The organism is Bacillus sp. Au-Bac7 (assembly GCF_021341655.1).
In the GTDB taxonomy this organism is placed as follows: Bacteria; Bacillota; Bacilli; order Bacillales; family Cytobacillaceae; genus Niallia.
Window position 1 is genome coordinate 755,897 of sequence record NZ_JAJTTG010000001.1, and the last position, 21,832, is coordinate 777,728.

Annotated in this window: 20 protein-coding genes, 2 pseudogenes and 1 riboswitch; of the genes and pseudogenes, 15 read left to right on the forward strand and 7 right to left on the reverse strand. The window is 38.5% G+C overall.

Going from position 1 to position 21,832, the window contains the following annotated elements; genetic code table 11:
* The first annotated feature begins 144 nt into the window (after positions 1-144).
* Both LXM54_RS03890 and LXM54_RS03895 read left to right on the forward strand, forming a co-directional pair.
* Complete coding sequence (locus tag LXM54_RS03890) at positions 145-1,101, forward strand: LacI family DNA-binding transcriptional regulator (protein WP_233313775.1); 957 nt, start codon at positions 145-147, stop codon at positions 1,099-1,101.
* 122 nt (positions 1,102-1,223) lie between these two features.
* Positions 1,224-1,481: pseudogene (locus LXM54_RS03895) on the forward strand (hypothetical protein); the annotation flags it as partial.
* A gap of 135 nt (positions 1,482-1,616) precedes the next feature.
* Here LXM54_RS03895 and LXM54_RS03900 read toward each other — a convergent pair.
* The gene (locus tag LXM54_RS03900; protein ID WP_233313776.1) at positions 1,617-2,576 is read right to left on the reverse strand and encodes a tyrosine-type recombinase/integrase; all 960 of its coding nucleotides are present in this window, start codon (positions 2,574-2,576) and stop codon (positions 1,617-1,619) included.
* Positions 2,577-2,680: 104 nt separating this feature from the next.
* Here LXM54_RS03900 and LXM54_RS03905 point away from each other — a divergent pair, with 104 nt between their 5' ends.
* The 4 genes from LXM54_RS03905 (at position 2,681) to LXM54_RS03920 (ending at position 8,238) form a co-directional block, all read left to right on the forward strand.
* Complete coding sequence (locus tag LXM54_RS03905; RefSeq protein WP_233313777.1) at positions 2,681-4,177, forward strand: aminotransferase class V-fold PLP-dependent enzyme; 1,497 nt, start codon at positions 2,681-2,683, stop codon at positions 4,175-4,177.
* A 51-nt stretch (positions 4,178-4,228) separates the two neighbouring features.
* A riboswitch (TPP riboswitch) is annotated at positions 4,229-4,331 on the forward strand.
* Positions 4,332-4,436: 105 nt separating this feature from the next.
* The gene (gene thiT, locus LXM54_RS03910; RefSeq protein ID WP_233313778.1) at positions 4,437-5,045 is read left to right on the forward strand and encodes an energy-coupled thiamine transporter ThiT; all 609 of its coding nucleotides are present in this window, start codon (positions 4,437-4,439) and stop codon (positions 5,043-5,045) included.
* 401 nt (positions 5,046-5,446) lie between these two features.
* Positions 5,447-7,162, forward strand: a complete 1,716-nt coding sequence (locus tag LXM54_RS03915; RefSeq protein ID WP_233313779.1) for a glycosyl hydrolase family 18 protein — start codon at positions 5,447-5,449, stop codon at positions 7,160-7,162.
* Between the two features lie 329 nt (positions 7,163-7,491).
* Positions 7,492-8,238, forward strand: coding sequence for an MBL fold metallo-hydrolase (locus LXM54_RS03920; RefSeq protein ID WP_233313780.1), 747 nt, complete (start codon positions 7,492-7,494; stop codon positions 8,236-8,238).
* A 37-nt stretch (positions 8,239-8,275) separates the two neighbouring features.
* Here the strand turns inward: LXM54_RS03920 and LXM54_RS03925 are convergent, their stop codons facing one another.
* Positions 8,276-8,815, reverse strand: a complete 540-nt coding sequence (locus LXM54_RS03925) for a GNAT family N-acetyltransferase (protein WP_233313781.1) — start codon at positions 8,813-8,815, stop codon at positions 8,276-8,278.
* A 199-nt stretch (positions 8,816-9,014) separates the two neighbouring features.
* Between LXM54_RS03925 and fni the strand changes: the two genes are divergently transcribed.
* The 5 genes and pseudogenes from fni to LXM54_RS03950 all read left to right on the forward strand — a co-directional run bounded on the left by fni (position 9,015) and on the right by LXM54_RS03950 (position 12,842).
* Positions 9,015-10,085, forward strand: coding sequence for a type 2 isopentenyl-diphosphate Delta-isomerase (gene fni, locus LXM54_RS03930; RefSeq protein WP_233313782.1), 1,071 nt, complete (start codon positions 9,015-9,017; stop codon positions 10,083-10,085).
* 140 nt (positions 10,086-10,225) lie between these two features.
* A complete protein-coding gene (locus LXM54_RS03935; RefSeq protein ID WP_233313783.1) occupies positions 10,226-10,576 on the forward strand; it encodes a hypothetical protein in 351 nt (116 codons plus the stop codon).
* A gap of 103 nt (positions 10,577-10,679) precedes the next feature.
* Positions 10,680-11,235: pseudogene (locus LXM54_RS03940) on the forward strand (DUF6434 domain-containing protein).
* Between the two features lie 268 nt (positions 11,236-11,503).
* Complete coding sequence (locus LXM54_RS03945) at positions 11,504-12,109, forward strand: GNAT family N-acetyltransferase (RefSeq protein WP_325169544.1); 606 nt, start codon at positions 11,504-11,506, stop codon at positions 12,107-12,109.
* A gap of 55 nt (positions 12,110-12,164) precedes the next feature.
* Complete coding sequence (locus LXM54_RS03950) at positions 12,165-12,842, forward strand: glycoside hydrolase family 25 protein (RefSeq protein ID WP_442780430.1); 678 nt, start codon at positions 12,165-12,167, stop codon at positions 12,840-12,842.
* 40 nt (positions 12,843-12,882) lie between these two features.
* Here the strand turns inward: LXM54_RS03950 and wrbA are convergent, their stop codons facing one another.
* The 3 genes from wrbA to LXM54_RS03965 all read right to left on the reverse strand — a co-directional run bounded on the left by wrbA (position 12,883) and on the right by LXM54_RS03965 (position 15,575).
* The gene (gene wrbA, locus LXM54_RS03955; RefSeq protein ID WP_233313785.1) at positions 12,883-13,500 is read right to left on the reverse strand and encodes an NAD(P)H:quinone oxidoreductase; all 618 of its coding nucleotides are present in this window, start codon (positions 13,498-13,500) and stop codon (positions 12,883-12,885) included.
* Between the two features lie 29 nt (positions 13,501-13,529).
* Positions 13,530-14,990, reverse strand: a complete 1,461-nt coding sequence (locus LXM54_RS03960; protein WP_233313786.1) for an aldehyde dehydrogenase family protein — start codon at positions 14,988-14,990, stop codon at positions 13,530-13,532.
* A gap of 168 nt (positions 14,991-15,158) precedes the next feature.
* Complete coding sequence (locus tag LXM54_RS03965) at positions 15,159-15,575, reverse strand: MarR family winged helix-turn-helix transcriptional regulator (protein WP_233313787.1); 417 nt, start codon at positions 15,573-15,575, stop codon at positions 15,159-15,161.
* A gap of 103 nt (positions 15,576-15,678) precedes the next feature.
* Here LXM54_RS03965 and LXM54_RS03970 point away from each other — a divergent pair, with 103 nt between their 5' ends.
* The 3 genes from LXM54_RS03970 (at position 15,679) to LXM54_RS03980 (ending at position 18,152) form a co-directional block, all read left to right on the forward strand.
* Positions 15,679-17,130 (forward strand): MFS transporter, encoded by a 1,452-nt coding sequence (locus LXM54_RS03970; RefSeq protein WP_233313788.1) that lies wholly within the window; start codon positions 15,679-15,681, stop codon positions 17,128-17,130.
* Between the two features lie 399 nt (positions 17,131-17,529).
* Positions 17,530-17,727: a hypothetical protein gene (locus LXM54_RS03975; protein WP_233313789.1), complete on the forward strand. Its 198-nt coding sequence runs from the start codon at positions 17,530-17,532 to the stop codon at positions 17,725-17,727.
* Between the two features lie 143 nt (positions 17,728-17,870).
* Positions 17,871-18,152 (forward strand): hypothetical protein, encoded by a 282-nt coding sequence (locus LXM54_RS03980; protein ID WP_233313790.1) that lies wholly within the window; start codon positions 17,871-17,873, stop codon positions 18,150-18,152.
* A 60-nt stretch (positions 18,153-18,212) separates the two neighbouring features.
* On the opposite strand, the gene LXM54_RS03985 is transcribed toward LXM54_RS03980, so the two are convergent.
* Both LXM54_RS03985 and LXM54_RS03990 read right to left on the reverse strand, forming a co-directional pair.
* Complete coding sequence (locus LXM54_RS03985; RefSeq protein ID WP_233313791.1) at positions 18,213-18,779, reverse strand: GNAT family N-acetyltransferase; 567 nt, start codon at positions 18,777-18,779, stop codon at positions 18,213-18,215.
* A gap of 135 nt (positions 18,780-18,914) precedes the next feature.
* Complete coding sequence (locus LXM54_RS03990; RefSeq protein ID WP_233313792.1) at positions 18,915-21,098, reverse strand: diguanylate cyclase; 2,184 nt, start codon at positions 21,096-21,098, stop codon at positions 18,915-18,917.
* A 77-nt stretch (positions 21,099-21,175) separates the two neighbouring features.
* On the opposite strand from LXM54_RS03990, the gene LXM54_RS03995 reads away from it, so the two are divergent.
* Complete coding sequence (locus tag LXM54_RS03995; RefSeq protein ID WP_233313793.1) at positions 21,176-21,814, forward strand: hypothetical protein; 639 nt, start codon at positions 21,176-21,178, stop codon at positions 21,812-21,814.
* The last annotated feature ends 18 nt before the right edge of the window (positions 21,815-21,832 follow it).

Genomic DNA, 21,832 nt, shown 5'->3' on the forward strand with positions numbered 1-21,832 from the left:
CCAGGAAATCCAGACGATTTCCTGGCTCCCTTCCTTACATAAAAAATAACTTGCACACAACAAGAACTATCCTAGTAATTTTGATAAAATAGTATTATTGATTTATTTTACATAGCAACTTTTATAAGATTGGAGGGATTCGTATTGGCAGGAATTAAGGATATCGCAAAAGAGGCAGGTGTATCGATTTCAACCGTTTCGTATGCGCTTAATGGGAGCCCAAAAGTAACGGAAGAGACACGAAGCCGGATATTGGCAATTGCTGATCGGTTAGGATATGTTCCTAATGCTGCGGCAAGAATGCTAAAGGTAAAGCAAACAAAGATAATCGGTGTCTTCTTGGCTGATTATGGAGGATATTTCTATGGTCCGCTGCTTCGGGGGATGCGTGAGGCTTTAAATGAGAAGGGGTATGAATTAATTGCGTGCTCTGGTATTCATTCTCATCGCCTTTTACTCGAAAAGGTTATAGATGGCGGTATTATTTTAGATCAGGCATTTACTGACGAAGAGCTGCTTAATTATGCTGACAAAAGCTATAAAATCGTAGTGCTCGACAGGGAGCTTAATCATGAAAATATTAAAGGAGTGCTTTTGGATAATAAAGCTGGTGCAAGAATAGCTGTAAGGAAGCTTCTTCATCATAAGGTGAACAAGCTGTATGCAGTTACAGGTCCTGCTGGTTCTTATGATTCCAAAAAACGGCTGGAAGGTGTCAGGGAGGAATTACTTTCGTTCCCAAATGTGGAGCTGATTGAAATACAAGGTAATTTCCTAAAAGATTCTGGCGAAGAGGCAGCAAGACAAATTTTTGCAGACTGCAGGGAGCCGATTGCAATATTTTGCTTAAATGATGAAATGGCTGTTGGGATTTATAATTATCTTCAGGATAAGGAATATAAAATAGGCAAAGATGTGTTCCTTGTAGGTTTTGATAATATTGAATTAGCACAATATATGGTGCCAAGATTAAGCACCATCAGCTATTCCAGCTCTGAATGGGGTTGTATCGCTGCTAATAATTTATTAAAGCTGCTATCAAACGAAACAGTTGAAAATGAACAAATTGAGGTTACGATAACGGTTGGCGGTTCTTCGTAATGGTTATTACAGTCTTAAGTTTTTGAACTTGAGGCTTTTTTTATATTTACTAAACCCGCATATTTCCTTATAGCAACAGCAAAATAAGAGCATGGAGCTTTTCTATCTTAAGGGGGGCTATGATGGACTTTCCGACAATACAGACGAATTTCTGGGATGCCGTGGCGGCAGTGCCGATTGTGATGGTACTTACACAGCTTATAAAGTGGCTTTTTCCTATTCCTAAAAAATTCAGACCAACAACCGCTCTTATTTTAGGACTAATAATTTCTGTCTTTTTCAGCCATAGACATAGTTTAACAGCAGGTCTGTTTATGGGATGGTTTTATGGTTATTCTGCAATAGGCTCTTATGCGTCTACGAAAACAAGTGTATTAACGATGATAAGCAAGTGGGAGAAGAAGGATAAATACCCGCGGATTAGACTGTTTTTAGAAAAGGTATTTTTAATAAAAAAGAAGTTGACCACTTTGCCTGATTAAAAAGAGCAGATGGAATTATCCATCTGCTCTTATTTACTTGGAGGAGACTTCTTCATCCATCGCAAGCAAGTATTGTTTATATCTTCTCAATGCTGCTTCACTTGTAAGAGAGAAGCGTTCCATAATATATTCATCAGATTTGCCTTGCTGAATTTCCTCTAAAATTGCTGTATTCCGTAAGGTCACTGCTGATATTTTTCGCAAGCCTGCCCGCTTGACTTCATCCTTTATCATTTCCTGGATGGCACGAACGGATAAAGCTTTTGGCTTCTGTCTGTCATAATCATATTGAAAGGATAGAGACACATTATTAAAAGCAACGAAAAGCGGATCCTTAGAGTGATATTTCGGGCGAAACAGCTTCGGAATAGAATAAAAATATGTCCTGATATCTTCCATAATCTGATTTTCAACAGCAAACTTTTTCATCGTTGTCCCAAAAGGTATCGAAAGCTCTCCTTGCGAAAGATTCATTTGCTCCATCGTTATGGCATACACTTCTGTCGGTGTTAACCCGAATGCTCTGATAAGGGATGCAATGGCAGCATTACGCTCCACTAAAAAATTTCGTGCTGCTTTTTTTCCTGTTGCTTCCGAGTATCGAAGTTTCATAGTATAGATCAGTTTAGTGAACTCCTCACTCTCAATAAAATCATTGTTTGTTAAGGAACGGAGCGGTGCTGTGTGTGATAATTTATGAATATCATGGGCTGCAATACATTGATAATATTTCAGGAAACGGCTCAGCACTGTCGCTAACCGGCGAATCGTCGCATGGGAAAGTTTTTTATTATGCAGGTAGACGAAGTATTTTTGAATATCGTCTTTTCTTAATGCCTTTAACGTATCCATATCCGTTTTTTTCTGTTCTGCTTCAAGCCAAGAAAAAAACTTCTTCAAGTCTGATTCGTATTGTTTTAGCGTCAATTTAGAGCGTCCGGCTTCGTGCAAATCCTCTAGGAAAGCATGAGCAAAATCGGGTAATATAGCCATAAGCTTTCAGCCCCTTTCTTTTTTAAAAAATTTTTCTGGATTTAGATTAACTTCTTTCTTTATTTTAACATAGGTTAGTAAGTGAGAGAGAGGGAGGATTTAGGTTGATAAGAGCTAAAATTGGAGAATCGACATATGTGATTGGGACGGAGCTAGAATCACACTTTAGCTCATTCAAGAAACATATTATCGGAGATGATTTTGCCTACCCTACTGTTTATGGTACCCAAAAATTATTATATGCTGATTGGACAGCGAGCGGAAGATTGTATCGGAAAATTGAAGATAACCTTGTTGACATAATTGGTCCTTATGTAGCAAATACACATACAGAGTCCAACATAACTGGCACCTATATAACAAATGCCTACCATGAGGCAAAAAGCATCATTAAAAATCACGTGCATGCAAATGATGATGACATTCTAATCTTTGATGGTTTTGGCATGACAGGTGTTATCAATAAATTTCAAAGATTAATCGGCATTAAACATATGGACAAACGAACGCTGACTATTAAGGAAAGACCAATTGTTTTTGTAACACATATGGAGCATCACTCCAATTATCTGTCGTGGCTTGAAACTGCGGCAGAAGTAATCACAATCCGGCCAGATGCCAATGGCGATGTGGATTACAGTCACTTAGAGGAGCTGCTTCTATTGCATAAGCAAAGGCATATGAAAATAGGAGCGTTTACTGCTTGCTCCAATGTAACGGGCAGAAAAACTGATTATCATCAGCTAGCAAAACTAATGCATCAATATGGCGGGATTTGTCTTGTTGATTTTTCTGCATCCGCCCCATATGAAACCATGAATATGCATCCCGAGGATAAGGAAGCATTCCTAGATGTCATCTGCTTTTCGCCTCATAAGTTCTTAGGTGGACCAGGTACAAGCGGCGTTCTTATAATGAATAAAAAGCTCATTCATGCAAAAATTCCTGATCATCCAGGTGGAGGAACAGTTGACTTTACGAACGGATGGGGAGACATTCTTTATAAAAAGGATTTGGAAGAGCGGGAAGACGGCGGAACACCAGGCTTTCTTCAAGCAATTAGGACTGCTCTCGCTATTCAGTTAAAGGAAGAAATGAATGTCCAGAAAATGCAGCAACGTGAACAGGAGCTTGTCGCTTTGACAATGACAGAATTAAGTAAAATACCAGGAATAACGATACTGGACGGTGAAAATAAAAACCGCCATGGTATTATTTCCGTAATTTGTGAAGGGCTGCATTTTGATCTTGGAGCAAAGCTTTTGAATGACCGATTCGGCATTCAAGTAAGAGGCGGCTGCTCATGTGCCGGCCCATACGGTCACTATTTGCTTGGTATGAGTAAAGCGCAATCTAAGCAAATAAGTGCAGAGATTCAAAAGGGCATCTTCACAAATAAACCAGGGTGGATAAGAATCTCGCTTCACCCGACAATGACCAATAAGGAAGTTTATTCTATTATCCATGCTTTTAAAAAGATAATCATGTATAAAGAAGAATGGCAGAAGGATTACTGCTATATGCCTCGAAGCAATGAATATGTTTGTGCATTACGAAGTAATGATAATCATACGGATATTTTTAAATCCTCCTTAAAATAGAAACTGCTTTTTAAATAAGTGTATGCTAAAATATATACAATTGAATAAAAAGCAAACCACAGGGGGAGCATGTATGCTGAGAGTGATCTTAAATGATCAGACCCTTAGAACCTGTTAGTTAATACTAGCGTAGGGATCGTGGCTAAAAGACAATTAGCTAAGTAGATAAGTTTATTCTTAACTTTTTTATGCGGAAAAAACACATTAATCTTACTTCATCTCCCCTTTGGTATGCATATATAACAAGGGGGATTTTTTTATGAAAAAAATGGGGTTAGTTGTTTTAATTGAAATCGCCATCTTCGCAGCCTTTGCACTAGTACTGGATTTGCTGCCATCGATACATCTTGGCGCAAGCGGCTCTATTTCCATCGCAATGGTGCCAATCTTTATCATTGCTTTCCGCTGGGGTTTTAAAGCAAGCGTTGCAGCCGGCTTTTTATGGGGGCTGCTGCAAATCGTCACAGGAGATTTACAAGCACTGGCTTTTTGGCAAGTTATTCTTGAGTACTTCCTTGCCTTTGCCTGCATCGGGCTTGCCGGGCTGTTCATGCCAGCTATTCAAAATAAATTAAAAAATGGTGAAAAAGGCGCCGCGTCACTATTAATGGTTGCCGGCATCCTTTTTGGAAGCTTTGTCCGTTATTTTTGGCACTTTCTTGCTGGCGTAACAATCTGGGCTCAATACGCACCAAAAGGTCAGTCAGCCTTTGCCTATTCACTCTTTTACAATGGAGTTCCATTCATCGGTGCATCCATACTATGTGCCATTGTCGTTGTTATTCTGCTTGGAGCAGCACCGCGATTAGTGCTCAATCGTCCTGCTGGGCGCACAGGGTATCATGCCGGAAATACAGAAGCTAAATAGTGGTTGGAGAGGAGTCCTAAAGAGGGCTCCTTTTTGGATGTAATATTCATTAAATATTCACAAAGTACACTAATTTGGTCATTTTAAAAACGTTAACAAATATATAAAATTAGCTTATATAAGAATAAAGGGAAATCTATAAAGATTATCTATATATTATCGAAGGAAATGATAATATCTATGATTTAGAAGACTTTTCGTTAAAAAGATCCTTTCCGATTCAAACAGACGCTGACTTAATGTTTGGCAGCCTGCTTGTCAAACCTTCAGAATAACACTTACAGAAAAATGGAAAAGGCTCTTCCTTTTGTCTGCTCTTTTTTCATGTTAGAATAAAAATATCTTTCTATTAAAATAGAAAAAATATGGCATCATTTGATATGCATCACAGGAGGAAGGTAATGGCAGAAATATCTTTTCAAGCACCAAAAAGGCCTAACAAGTATAAATTCTTGCTGGGACTAGCATTTGCTGTTCTATTGGTAGTGACGAGCATCTTCTTTATATTCTATCCATTTGCAAGCTCTAAAACGGCTGAATACTTTAATGGAGAAAACCCGATTATTTTAGATGGAAAACAGGCTGGCAATGCATTAATAGACAATGGGACTGCTTACTTGCCTTTGAGCTTCTGGCAAGAAAATATAGATGAGAGCATCACATATGATTCTGAAAGCAATTCGGTAATAGCGACAACAAAAGATAAAGTGGTTCAGTTTCCATCTGAATCTGTTTCGTATTTTGTAAATGATGAAACGGTGGATCTGCAGTTTCATCCAATAAAGGATGATAATGGGGAAGTTTATGTAGCAGTTGAACCATTAATCGAGTTTTATCCGTACCAGTTTACCCAACTTAGTGAGGACACAAATGCCATTTTATTGGAGAAAGATGGTACGGAAAAAACAGCGGCAACTTTCAGCACTAAACAAGTGCGTGATGATTTTGCTAGGCTTCGTACAGAACCGACTCTTTTTTCTGCTTATACTGGTGAGCTTGAGCAAAAGGAAGCTGTAACGATTGAGAAGGAAGAGGGCGACTACTATTTTGTGCGTAAGAGCAATGGGGTTGCAGGTTATATTAAAAAAGACCTTGTTAATACAGAGGATACGATAACAGTTAAAGCTGAAGTAGAGGAAAAAACGCCTGCGCTGAAAAAAATAGACGGTCCAGTCAACCTTACATGGGAAGCTGTTTATTCTCAGAATCCAGACACTTCAAAAATTCCTAAAATGGATGGTGTTAATGTTGTGTCACCTACATGGTTTAAGCTGTCTGGCAACAAAGGAAATGTCAGCAATCTCGGCTCAGCGGATTACGTAAAATGGGCGCATAAGCAAGGCTATCAAGTATGGGGGTTATTCTCCAATGATTTTGACCCTCAAAAGACTCATGATGTTTTTAAAGACTTCAAGACGAGACAAAAAGTAATCAGGCAGCTCCTTGTATACAGTGAAATGTACAACCTTGACGGCATCAATATTGATATTGAGAATGTAAATGAAGAGGACGGCAAATATGTGACGCAGTTCGTAAGAGAAGCAACGCCTTACTTCCATGATGCAGGTTTAACAGTCTCGATGGATATCACATTCATTGCCGGCGGAAATTACTCTGCTTTCTTTGAAAGAGATCATCTATCTGAGATTGTCGACTATTTAGTTGTTATGGCATATGACGAGCATTGGGCAACCTCACCAACAGCCGGCAGTGTTGCAAGTCTTCCATGGGTGGAGAACAACCTGAAGACTTTGCTTGAGGAAGTGCCGAATAAAAAGCTAGTGTTAGGTGTGCCATTATATGCACGTTTATGGGAAGAGAAGGAAAACGGGGAAATCTCATCTGAGAGTCTCTCCATGGAAAAGGTGCAGGAATGGTTAGATACGTATAAAGTAAATCCAACGTATGATGAAGAAAGCGGCCAAAACTACGGCGAATACTATGATTCAAAAACAAAATCCACCTATAAAATTTGGCTGGAAGATGAATTGTCTTTATCTAAGCGTGCAAAGCTTGTAGAAGAGTATGATTTGGCAGGAATTGCGAGCTGGTCCCGCTACTTTGCAGACGAGTCAGCATGGGTAGCCATGGATTTAGAAGAAGACAACAGCAAATAAAGAAAAGCCCTTCTTGGTTATGCAAGAAGGGCTTTTTAGTATGCTGACAAAAACTTTTGGATTCGGTTTATCATGAAAGGGTGTGCTTTTGTCTTTTCATTTTCAAGTGGATGCAGTCAAGATTAGTCCGTTGCTTTATGTTAATGAAAGGACACAGTTTTAGGAGACGTTCAAGATATGGAGGGTTCAAAAGCTAATAGTGTAAGATTGTAAAGAATTAGTGTCTCTGTATGGCTTTTTAAAATAAAGAATCTTTCACCCTTGCCGCTTTGCATATAGAAAAACATAAGCTAAACTAGTACATAATAGCAATTTAAGGAGGCTCCTACATGATTAAAGTGTATCCATTAGGAACAGGTGGTGCTTTTACAAAGCATTATCATAATAATTATATATTTGAACTAGGCGACAGAAAGCTTTTGGTTGATGCCGGTACAACGTTGCGCTTCAGTCTGCCTGCGGCTGGCTATAAAGAAACGGATGTAACAGATATTGTGATTACCCATTTGCATGCAGATCATGTCGGGGGCTTGGAGGAGTTTGCGCAGCGCTGCATGTGGCTGTATAGTTATAAGCCAAACTTGTGGATTCGTGCAGAGCTAGCTGAAGGGATAGAGGATGTGCTGAAAGCTGGATTATTTACAGACGGTTTGCAGCTCAGCGATTATTTCCACGTGCATTACGAAAAGGATGGTTTTCAATTAGGCAATGATTATGAAATAGAGTTTATTAAAACAGATAATTTACATGCGAAAGATATGCTCTCAATGGGCTTTAAACTGTCTGACAAGAATGATAATGTTAATATCATTTATACAAGTGATATTGGCAAGCATGAGGAAGCTTTATTTGATAAACATTTTGATGAAAACACGAAAGCACTATTTCATGATATTTCCTTTATTCAAACACCGGTCCATTCCTATATAGATGATGTGATAGCTTATTATTCTGACAAGCTTGCGCTTCCATCTTTATACGGTATGCATTATGCTGATGACATTGATGCAGTAGAAATAGAGAAAAAATACGGAATACAAATGGTGAAGATACAGCAGCCCCTTGTGTTTCCATAAAATTTTCAAGCAGACATGTTCATACATGTCTGCTTATCTAATCAGCAGGGTTTATGATAGCGAGAACTTGATGATCCTCCCAGTTGCCATTAATTTTTACATTTTTTCTGGCAATACCTTCTTTATGAAATCCTGCCTTCTCTAATACTCGGATTGAGCCGATATTATGTGGCATTACCCCTGCTTCGATTCTATGAAGCTTAAGTCTTGTAAAGGAATATTCTACAACAAGCTTAACTGCTTCTGTTCCATAACCTTTGCCGTTATGAGCGTAATCGATAAAATACCCGATAAATGCACTTTGCAGTGAGCCTCTTACAACTTGAAACAAGCTGATTGTTCCAACGAGTCTCTGATTTTCATTTTCAAATATGCCGAATTGATAGTGAGTGTCTGCCTTCCATTTTTGTTCCCAATCAGCAATTAATTGCTGCTGTCTTAAAAGAGAATAATAGTGCTGATCCCGCTCCACTGAAAATCTCTCAAAAAAAGCTTTATTCTCATTCTGATACGTTAAAAGACTTTCTGCATCCTCTAAGGAAAATCGTCTTATATGTATATGTGTACTAGATAACATCCTTTCCACCACCTTACTACTAATATAACGCAAAAATCATATAGAAAGGGGGATTATTATCTAAAGTTTCTCACCTTATTGTACAGTGATAGCTAAACCACAAAAAAGAACTTTATGAAAGTAAAATCAGCCTAGAATACGAGTTAGTCAAATGGGGGAGAGTAAAGGATAAAGTTGGAAAGATTTGAGGCTGTTTTTTATGGATGAGAAAACAATACGACAAAAACGAAAAGAAGAACATATTGAGCTTGCTTTACAACAGAACTACTTGCCACACGCTGATTTTGATGATTTATTCTTGATTCACCGCTCCTTGCCGGAGACTGGAATAGAAGATATAAAGCTGCAGACCAAGATAGGTCCACTATCCCTCCCATATCCAATCTTTATTAATGCGATGACAGGCGGCAGTGAAAAGTCAGGCGAGATTAATGGAGCTCTTGCTGAAGCTTGCATGGAAACAGGGATTGCGATGGCAGTTGGTTCTCAGCATGCAGGCATCAGAAATGAAGCATTAGCACATACCTATAAAATTGTGAGAAAGAAAAATCCAAAGGGAATTGTGTTTGCCAATGTTGGTGGAGATGTTCCCATTGATTACGCACTTAAGGCAATAGACATGCTTGAAGCAGATGCATTGCAGGTTCATGTGAATGTGCCGCAAGAGCTTGTCATGCCAGAAGGAGAACGGGATTTCACTAATATACTTCTGCGGTTGGAAAAAATGGCGGCAAAATTGGATGTGCCCGTAATCGTGAAGGAGACAGGATTTGGCATGTGCACTGATACATTGTTGCAATTGAGTGATGCGGGAATTCAGTATGTCGATATAGGGGGCAGGGGTGGCACAAACTTTGTCCATATTGAAAATGAGCGGAGAAGCAAACGTGATTTTGCTTATTTAAAGGAATGGGGCCAATCGGCTGCTGTATCTTTGCTGGAAGCACAGCCAGTATTAGGTAAGCTGACAATAATTGCTTCAGGAGGAATACGCAACCCCCTTGACGCAGTCAAATGCTTCTCTTTAGGAGCAGCTGCAGCTGGAATCGCCGGACCGTTTTTAAAGATTCTTCATAATGAAGGTGTGGTAGGATTGATAGACGAACTGGAAGAGTGGAAAGAGCACTTAAAGACACTTCTAGTTCTGCAAGGAGCAAAATCTATTGCCAGCCTGCACAGCTGCCCCATTGTCGCAACTGGAAGGGTAAAAGAATGGAGTGAAGCAAGAGGGCATGATTGGCAAGGGTTAGCTAGAAGACGACCAAAATGACTGGGCTAATCCAAATATTAGCTCAGTAATATATCTTTTTTTACTTTTTTTAATAGCCCTTTCTTTTTCCTGCTATGTAAATATGATATTATCAATATTCAAGCACTAGTTTTTTGTTAATTTGGAGAAAGAGGAACAGCATGTTTGCAACTATATTTTGGACTATTTACATAGGCTTGCTGGGAACAGCAGCAATTGGATTTTTAATAAAGGGAAAATATAAGACAACCTTGTCAAAAATAGACTTTGCCCTTTCTGTCATAACATGGATAGGCTTATTTGGCTTTGTGACAGACACACAAATATGGACACCATTAATTTGGAAGATTGTGTTTTTTGTAGGGCTGGCATGGGAAATCTTATATGGGGTTTTTCTAAACGACCATTATGGCGAAGAGCCGGAGGAAGATGTACCGTTTATTATTGTCATCATTTTTTTTATTATATTTGTTGGCCCGTTATATTATGGGTTATACAGCTACGCATTTTAATATGGAAAATTTTAGAGAGAGTTGCATTGGCAGCTCTCTTTTTTATGGTAAAAAAGGAACTAATGTTCTATAATGGAAATAATTAACTATGGAGGTGAGGGGAATGAGACCGGAATTGTCATCAGAAATTACGGTTGCTTCTTTCCAAGAGTATTACTGGCTGAAAACGGAATTGCAGCAGTTTTGCCGGACAAATGGGTTGAGTGCAGCTGGGTCTAAGCTTGAGTTGACAGAAAGAATAGAGGTGTTTCTACAAACAGGAAATCAGGAAGCCTGCAAGAACAAAATCGCCAAAAACGCAACGGGAAAGTTTATCATTAAATACTGTAATAACCGAAAACCATCGCTGCAGTCAACAGGTAAGAGCATTTTTCGTATCTGCAATAGGGAAAAAATTTCATTTTTCTACTTTTATGCAAAACTATTTTCGCAATAATGCAGGGAAAACATATCGAGATGCTGTCGCCGCATGGCATGAGGAGGAGGAACGGAAAAAGGATCCAAATTATAAGAGAGAAATTGCTCCTCCATTTGAATATAATCGGTTTATACGTGATTTTTTTGCAGATCCTAACAACAGAGGGAAAAGCCGCGATGAAGCGATTCAGGCTTGGAATACGATTAAGAAACTGCCAGGCAGCAATGCATATAAACGTTAAAATACAAGTAAAAAACCATCCTAATGGGATGGCATTTATTTCAATCTCACAATTAAATCTTCGTATTTTGCTAGAATTATAGCTTTCGTGTAGGGGTTTTGAATTTCGGCGAGCCCGTTTCCATAATCAAAGAAGACAATATGAATTTTGCTTTTATAAATAACTTTCTGGCCAAATTTGATGTTGCATCCTCCTTTAGGTGCAGCTTGAAATAAAAACTTAGCATATAGAAAGATAGATGTAAACTCCAAAGGAGCTTCATGTATAAGTGCCGATTCAAAACAATATGGAAACAGTATGGAGAATTTCATCTTTAACGAGCATCCAAGTGAAGGAGGGAAAAAAAGTGGCAGCAGAGAAAATTATTTTGCGGGAAATGGAGCGAAAAGACTGGCGAGCTGTTCATGAATATGCATCACAACATATCGTATGCAAATATCAGCCTTGGGGTCCTAATACAGAAGCAGAATCGGCTGCATTTGTTGATCAAGTACTGATAGATGCACAGCATCATTCGCGTACGAGATTTGTTTACAGCGTTTTTCTTCCGGATAGCCTCAAAGTAATCGGTGCCGGAGAATTAAACATCAGAGATATTTATCATCAAACTGGTGAAATTTCCTATATTATTCATCCTGATTATTGGGGCAAAGGATATGGAACAGAACTCGCCAAAAAGCTAATTGAGATTGGTTTTTCAACAAAAAACCTTCACCGAATTTACGCCACATGTGATCCAAGAAATATTGGATCAGCAAAGGTTTTAAAGAAATCAGGCATGACGGAGGAGGGAAGACTAAGGGAGGATATGCTGATACGTGATGGTTGGCGTGATTCATTGCTTTTCAGTATTCTAGAACATGAGTGGACTTAAAAGAAAACATAAAGTGATTTTAGTGTTGTTATTTATCATTATTGCCTTCATTCTTATGCTTGCCATTTTATGGCGGCAGGGAATTTTTATCCCAAATGAATTTCAGGCAAATAATTATTCAGTAAAGGGAATTGATGTTTCGGCTTACCAAGGGGATATCAACTGGCCTGTAATAGAGGAGCAAGCAATCGATTTTGCGTTTATAAAAGCGACAGAAGGCAGCTCTTTCGTGGATGAAGAATTCTTTGACAATTGGTTAGAAGCAAATAAAACAAGCCTGCGAGTTGGGGCATACCATTTTTTCAGCTATGACAGCAGTGGCAAAACACAGGCAGAAAATTTTATTAACACAGTCCCAAAAAAGAATGCTGCATTGCCGCCAGTGATTGATGTGGAGTTTTATGGAAATAATTACAAAAATCCTCCAAAGCGCAGTTATGTGGAACAAGAATTGCGTACGATGATTGAATTGCTTGAAGAGCATTACGGCCAACGAGTCATTCTGTATGCGACTCAAAAAGCATATAATCTTTATATAAAAAATGGTTTTAAAGATACAGATATTTGGATTCGCGATGTTTTTACAAATCCCTCTCTGGCAGATCATCGTCATTGGATTTTTTGGCAATATACAGATAAAGAAAAACTGGCTGGCTATAACGGTGAAGAAAAATTTATTGATATGAATGTATTTCATGGCAGTAGCCTTGAGTTTGAAGCATACGGAAAATAACGAAACAGAGCATTCTTGAAGTCAAGAATGCTCTGTTTCGTTATTGCTTACCGTTCTTAATCAATTCAGCTATATGAACGACACGCTGTGCTTGTACTTTTGCCGCTTTTTTAAACACTTCTTTGTCACCGACAATCTGGTTGTTCTGGTCTACAGTAACGCTTGTTCCATACGGATTGCCGCCTGCTGCATACAAGGATTGGTCTGTGTATCCTGGTGTGGCGACAATTGCACCCCAATGATACATAGTTGTATACAGACTAAGAATGGTAGCTTCCTGTCCACCATGTGGATTTTGGGCTGAAGTCATCCCGCTGACCACTTTATTTACCGTCTTGCCGTGGAACCAAATTCCTCCTGTTGTATCTAAAAACTGTTTCATTTGTGCTGCCATATTGCCAAAGCGTGTTGGCGTGCTGAAGATAATAGCATCAGACTTTTCAATTACCTCAGGTGTGACAACAGGAATATCCTTAGTTTCTTCAATATGTGCTTTCCAAGCTGGATTTCCTTCGATCACACTTTGGGGAGCAAGCTCTTCAACACGGTAAATCGTTACTTCCGCACCGCTTTCTTTGCCGCCTTCAGCAGCCCATTGTGCAAGCTGATAATTTGTACCTGTTGAGCTGTAGTAAACAATAGCAAGTTTAACTGTCATTGAAAATTCCTCCTATTCATTATTTATGTTCAAAATGGATACTTGCGGAATTTCGTCTGCACAGAGATCCATTTCGTCACCGTAAATTCTTCCGCAATCCATTCATTTCCGAAGCGTCCCATACCGCTTGCTTTTGTACCGCCGAATGGCACAGTAGGACTATCGTTTACGGTTTGGTCATTTATATGAGTCATGCCGCTTTCAATTGCCAAGCCAAGTTCTCTGCCACGTTCAAGATCATTTGTAAAGATGGCTGAGCTTAGTCCGTATTCTGTGTCATTCGCTAGGTCAATGGCGTGTTCATCTGAATCTGCCTTAATAATCGTCGAAATTGGTGCAAATAATTCTGATTGTGCCAATTTGCTTCTGTTATCGACATCAATAAACACAAATGGTGTTAAAAGATTACCGATTCTTTCACCTTCCAGAGCCAATTGGCAGCCTTCGTTTTTAGCTTCTTCAATAATAGCCATCGCTTTATCTGCTTGCTTTTCATTGATGAGCGGTCCAATGATGGTTTTTGGGTCCTGTGGGTCACCATATGGGATCTGCTTAACTCGGTCTATATACTTTTGCACGAACTCTTCATAAAGATCCTTATGAATGATTAACCGATTTATAATCATGCATATTTGTCCTTGATGAATGAATTTACCGAAAATAGCTGCATCAACAGCTCTATCGATATCTGCATCTGCTAAAACGATAAATGGATTGTTTCCGCCAAGCTCTAAAGCAACTCGTTTTAACATACTGCCTGCTATTTTACCAATATGTTTGCCGACAGGTGTTGATCCCGTAAAGCTGATTAAACCAGAATCTTTACTTGTCAGCATCTCATCGCCCAGCTCTTCTAAGTCTGACTGGATGACCTGCAGTACGCCCTTTGGCAGTCCGGCAATCTCAAAGGCGCGAGCGATGATGGAGCCTCCGGCAAGGCCTGTCTGCACATCTGGCTTATGAACAACAGCATTTCCGAGGGCTAAAGCTGGTGCGATTGTTCGCATTGATAAATTCATCGGAAAGTTAAACGGCGAAATAGAGGTAATAACACCTAATGGCAGCCTGTACACATAGTTTTTTTTCCCTTCGGTTGTTTCTGCCATCTCTCGTTTTTGATGAATCTTGTCTACAAGATCAAACGAAGCCTCTAAGTAGTTAAGACTCAAGTCAAATTCTACATTTGCTTTAATCGAACTTCCGCCTGTCTCCTTTGAAATAATGGAGACAATTTCTTCTCTGTTATCACGCAAAAATTCACTTGCCTTTTTAAGGACGGCAAGTCTTTCTTCAGGTGTTCTATTGCCCCAGTCTTTTTGCGCTTTAACGCTTGAAGTAAATGCAGCATGGAGCTGGTCGGCAGTTGCCAAACTAAACGAAGTGATAAGCGATTGATCATATGGGTTTTTATCCTCGAATGTTCGGCCTGTTTTTCCTTCTGTCCATACGCCATCAATAAAACTTTTGTTTAGCTCTTCAAAATGTTCCAAGATATACACCTCTGATTAAAATATAGTCTTGTCCTAGTCTTGCTGAGTTTCATCCATATTATTCTACCCGATGAAATTTCCGGCAAACGTTAACGGGTTTTGTATAACAGACATGATAATAAGGCATGGTAAATAAAAAAGCCCCAGACTTAAGCTGGGAGCAGTTCATTACAGGCCGTTATCTATTTTTTTTAATAAATACATTAACTGATTTCTTTCCTCATCTGTTAAGTTTTTAGTTAATTCCTTATTTAGCTGGTCTAAAACAAATTGTATATGTGGATATACATCAATAGCTTTTTTTGTGGGGTAAAGTTCATTTGCACGCCGGTCTTTTCTGGCCGTTTCCTTAATAATGTAGCCAGCTTTTTCTAATTGGTGGACAGAACGAGCGGTTGTCGCTTTATCGAATTTCAGCTTAGATGTAAGTTCGTCTTGGTTTATCCCAGGTTTTTGAATGATCCATTTCAAGAACGCATATTGTCCGCCATTGCCGATTTGATATTGTTTAAATGCTTTGAGCAAATATTTTTGGTTTTGTCTGTGAATGACAGATATTAATCTTCCTAAAGGTGCTTCCTTCATTTTCGTCAACTCGCTTATATTTTATCAAGTCAATTGCTTAAGCTTTTTGATTAGATTACAATAAAATTGTTGCGTGCGCAACTAATGAATAGAGGTGATGATGTTGGCAACAGTTCAAGCTGGCGCAAATGGTCATGAAAAACGCTGGACGATATTAATTATTTTAAATTTGTTTACCTTTATGGCAACATTGGATGGCAGTATCGTAAATATTGCTCTTCCAACTGTTTCAAAAGAGCTTTCCTTGCCCCTTGCGCAATCTCAATGGATTGTCAGCAGTTATTTAATGATGATTTGTACGGCGATATTGTTCTTTGGAAAGCTGGGGGATATATTTGGCAAAATAAAAATCTTTCGAATCGGGTCAATTATTTTCATTATCGGGTCATTTCTTTGTGGATTTAGTCATTCTTTAGGATTTTTGATTTTTTCCCGTGTAGTACAGGCCATTGGCGCTGCGATGACGATGGCGAATAATCAGGGGATAGTCACAGAAGTGTTTCCTCCAAGAGAAAGGGGCAAAGCGTTAGGCTTAATAGGGACCTTTGTGTCATTGGGAAGCATTGCAGGACCAAGCCTTGGCGGCGTTATATTATCTAGTTTAGGCTGGGAATATATTTTTTGGCTTAATGTGCCGATTGGCATTATTGCGATTATGATTGCCTGGAAGCTCCTGCCAAAGGACGTGACGACTACAAAAGTGAAGATCGATGTTCCTGGAAGCCTCTTGTTTGCCTTTGCGATATTATTTCTGTTTTCAAGTCTTCTGTTAGGTCAGCAATATGGTTATGCTAATATTTTTATTATTTTATCTGTTTTGATAGGGATTATTTTGTTTATCCTGTTTGTTCTCGTTGAAAGAAGGACGGAAAACCCCATGCTGTCCTTTTCCCTATTTAAGAATTCTCTGTTTACGATCAGCATCGTTTGTGGATTTCTCGTGTTTGTTGCTAATTTTTGCTTCAATATACTTGCACCATTTTATACACAAGATATTTTAGGACTATCACCATTGCATGCAGGCTATATTTTAATGCTGTTTCCGATTGCAATGGCAGTTGTTGCACCGTTTAGCGGAGCTCTTTCTGATAAGATTGGCGGGCAAATAATAACCTTTGCTGGGTTGATTTTAATGATAATCGCCCAGATAGGGTTAACATTTCTTCATGAAGGAAGCAGTATTCTCACATTATCGATACTAATTGTTTTGCTTGGAGCAAGCACAGGCTTATTTCAATCTCCTAACAATTCATTAGTCATGTCTACAGTTAATCGAAAACAGCTCGGAATTGCTGGCAGTATAAATTCGCTCGTGAGAAATTTAGGAATGGTCGTCGGTATTTCTGTCGCAACAAGCACTTTGTTTTCTGTGATGAGCTTGCATGCAGGCTACCGAGTGACAGCATTGATTCCTGACAGGCCTGACATATTTCTAGCAGGCATGCATGTCGTGTTTATCGGATCAAGTATTCTGTGCTTCATAGGGGCAATCCTTACAGGACTTCGATTTTATTCATCCAGAAAAGGGATGAAGAGAAGGGAAAATACCGCATAAAAAAGCACTTGATTCGTTATCCGAATCAAGTGCTTTTTATTGCATGGTGAAGTTTTGATTATGTAATGGACAGTCCTAAAAGATTTGGATAATTTCTTGCATACCAATTGCGCCATCTTCAGTTGTTAAACGATACTGCCATGTGTCTTTAGCAAAACTGCTATCCTGCCTAAGATGGCACCGTATGTTTTAATAACTTAACCCTGAACACCTAAATTTTAACTTCCGACGTGTATTCGTCTTTATAAAAAAATAAAAAAGCTAATAAACACACTGATTTTAAATTCCAATTTAGGTGAACAAACTACATGCCAATTTTATATATTAGTAGTGTAGAGATTAATTAGATAAAACGACATAAGGGGAGAGAATAAATGGCATGTCATTTTTGTACAGGGCATGATAAGGCAAACGGAGGCACTTGCAGCAAATGCGGCCATTGGTATTGCTGGAATTGCTCTGACTTATCAAGAGGAAACAGCCCAAGATGCCCTTCTTGTGGGAACACAGCACCTCAAGCAAGACAAATATCATGGGGTGTTTACAGAAATAGTTAAAGAGTGTCAAGAGCCTTGCAAACAGGCTCTCTTTTTATAGGCGAGTACAGAGAATAAAGCAAATTACTATAAAAAGAATTCTATAATGAAATAAACCTATAATGCAAAAAAAATGACAAATAATTACATATATGCAATAATAAACAAACGGGAATTTTTTAATGTGAATGGAGGTGAACAAAAATGAATGAGAAAGATGTTTGGGGCATGAGATCCGTTATATTAACGGCTATCTTAGTTGCAGCAGCCTTTGTAATATTTATCCTGCCTCGAGTTTTTGAGTTAGGGACAGTAGTCCTTTTATATCTTTTGATATTGGTCGGATTTGTTGTATCGTTTATTTTTGGTTTATTAAGTAAAAAATCTTTTAAGGTTTTTAGTTTAATAGCGAACACTGTTCTGTTTTTAGGGTTAGGAGTAGTTACCTTCTTCCTAGCACTTGCCTATGGAATTTCGGAGCCTTAATAAAAGAAGCTCCCTAACAAAAGCTAATTACTCTCTGTTAGGGGAGCATCTTAAGTCAGTTTAACGATTAATTACAGGAACTTTATATTCGGGAAAGACTTTATACCAATACAATGTTTTATCAATATTTGGATGAAAGACATGCTTTAAAGTATCAACACCGCCAAGTTCCATTCCTTGTTTTATGTAAAATTTACAGGCTAGCAGGTTATCATCCTGTGCCTCAAGAGAAATTCCCCGTAAGCTCATTTGTATTGCCCATTGTTCTGCTGTTGCAAACAATGTTTTACCAACCCCATTTTTTCGATAATCTTTGCACACTGCAATATTCTCAATATAGCAGAACTTATTCCAATCTTTAATTAGACGGATTTGCCCGATATATTCATCACCTATAAAGGCAAGAAAGATTATTTTATTCTCTTTGTTTATATAATCATCCCATTCAAGGTTATCATCAGGAAATTTTGTATATGACGTATGTTCATACAGCTCTTCTTCATAAGTCCATTTACCATTATTAAACGAGGGAATCAGCCGACCGATGATGGAGAATGGTTCATTTGTTTTATTTATGATGCTTATATGTTCTCGCTGAAATGGCTTCACAGTAATTTGCGTTTCCAAGTATGTTACCGCCCTTCAAGAATAATATATCATTATCATAGCATGACGCATAAAAAATGTAATTATTGTTCGAATACTTAGGTAATTTTTATAAAAAAAAGACACCGATTTAATGACTGGTGTCTCTTGATGCGATTAAACTGGTTTTTTCGCTTCTTTCATAAATACAACTGCCTGATTTCTTCCTTGTGCTTTTGCTTGATACAATGCGGCATCTGCATTTAAGATTAGCTGGTGCAGACTTGTTTTGCTTGTTTCACCGGAGCTGATACCGATACTGATTGTCAGCGGAAGACTGCCGCCAAATTCAAGCTCCATTGCTTGGTCTTGCATTGCAAGAACAAGCTGTTCTGCAATCGTTTTAGCTTGGTTATGGGACGTATTTGGCAGAAAAACAATGAATTCTTCACCGCCATAGCGGCCGATAATTCCACTGTTATGACATATATTATGAATAATGTTGGCTACAAAAATAATTGCTTTATCGCCAGTCATATGACCATATGTGTCATTAACATTTTTAAAATGATCAATATCAATTAAGAACAGGGAAGAGCTGTCATTCAGGCTTGCTGTTATTTGATAAAGGTCTGTTATTTGCTCAAAGAAATACTTCCGATTATAAAGATTAGTCAGATGATCAAACATGGCGGAAACTTTCAAATTCTGATAGTTTTCTAGCTTTGTAAGAATATGCTGAAAATGATCGGCGAACGATTCGGTAATGATGTTAGCTTCGAATTTCTGAAGTTCTCCTTCTTGCTCGTTAAATACAACAAACAATCCTTCCTTTTTAGCAGCCTTTATCGGAATCGAGATTAAGGAGTGAATATCATTTTGAATGCCAAAAGGGTTATTACGGATATTTGTCATAAATTGAGGATTATCCATAAACTCTTCTGAAACAGTCCATTTGTCTGTTTGTATGGCATTTCCCTTATGTGCATAAACACTCCAGCCTTCTTCTTCCCGTTCTAAAAATAAAGCATTTTCGTATTTTGTCACATCTTGCAATACGGTCAGCCCGCTCTCAATAAGGGCTGGTGTTTCTTCCATCGCTTCCATATTTTTATAAGAGTTGTGGAGCATCGACTGAATATAGTATTTTTTTGTTTCTTGTTCTTTTTCAAGGCTGATTCTTTTGATTTTGTCAGCAAGACCAAGAGAAAGAATAAACACCTCTACTAGTGCGCCAATTTTTGGAGCAATAAGTGTAAAATGATTGAGCGGCAGGATTTTATAGGCAGCCAGCAGGTTTAGGACAACCCCTAAAACGAGCAGACCCCATGCTGCAAAATAATATTTAGCTTCTCTTGAATGAGCCCTCACGATTATTGCAACAGCAATAATATAAAAGACAAAAATCGTCGCCACAACCGTGCTAATCATCGTTGATAGCGATGGAGCAAACATTAGCGGAGCAAGCAGTGACAAACAGAAAACAGCAAGAATCCAATTGGTCAGCTTATACAGCCAAAGAGCAGCTGTTTTCACCTGCAGGAAATGTTTGGTGAATTGCAGGGCAAATAATGACGTGAATATGATAAAAAAGGAATTAGACCTCAATGCCCACCATGGGGAATCTCCCCACAAGAATTGATATGCATACCCATCCCAAATCAACTGCATAACCGTAAAGCCAATGACAAAGAAAATATAATATAAGTACGTTTTTTCTTTTAATGAAAAGAATAGAAAAGTATTATAAATGATCATTGCGATCATTACTCCAAAATAAATGCCGTTTGCGGTTTGGGTAAAATAATTATCAGTTGAAAAAGAGATAGGGTCCCATAAGATAATCGGTGCTTGAAAGAAAGTGTCTGTCTTTATTTTCAGAAAATAAACTTGTTCACCATCTTTCTCCAAAGTGATAGGAAATAACAAATTTTTATGCTTAATTTTCCGATCATTGAAAGGTAAACTGTAGCCAATTGTGTCTTCTTCTATCAGCTTGCCTGCTACTTCTCTGTACAAAGTAACAGAGCTGAGATGTGGTTTTTTAATTTCAAGAAGAAGTTCCTTTTCACTTGAAGACATATTAGTCAGAGGAAGCTTTATCCAGTAGCTTGCTGAGCTGATGTTACCGGAAGGGTTGGCTTCGGAAAATGGACGGAACTCATCCTGTTTATCTACTATACTATTAGGAGCGATTTTATCGGAATAATCAATATAAATGCTAGTCTTGTTTGTTGCATTTAGTTCGTTCAGGCTGTTCCCTATCTTAATCTCAGCAGCTGATACAAGGTGTGCAGATGCCGTCCATACAGCAATAAATAACAGCAGGAACAGAAGACGACTCTGAAAGAATACTTTCATAAAATAACTCCTCTAATGTAAATTAGTAGTATAATTATACCATGATTTTCTAAACTCTCTACCAGTGGAGGAAAAAAATGAAAAGTAAATTATATAGTAAACTTGTAAAAGACTTCCAAACAGGTGATATCATTTTGTTTAATGGCAAATATCCTATCAGCAAGCTAGTGGAAGAATTAGAGCATAGCAAGTGGTCCCATGTAGGCATGGTTGTAAGGCCCGATCCTGAGGGAGAGGTGTATTTCTTTGAATCTACTGCATTAACAAACTTAGAAGATGTTCTTGAGCATGATCATAAAACCGGTCCTAAGCTAGTTAAGCTGATTGATCGCCTGAAGACATACGGAGCGGATCTAGTCCCTTATGTACCACCGGTTTATGCAGTTCGTTCTCTAAAAAAACATAGTGCTGTTAACATGGACAAATTATATACGTACATAAAGGAAGTGCACGGCATACCGAACCCATCTGAATGGAAGATGATTGAAGAAGTAATCGAAGGAAGAATCTTCTCTATCCATAGTAGAAGCAAAGATTATACTTGCAGCAAGCTGATTGGGGAAACGCTGGAGGTTCTCGGCCTTTATAAACCAAAAATGCCTCTGAACGGCCTTATGCCGATGGATTTTTCTACTGATAGTCATATTAAACAGCTTTCCGCTCTATGGGAAGAGGAAATCTACATCGAACTTGAAAAAGAAGAGGCTGTCGGCTAAATCCAAAAAAGCTGGCGT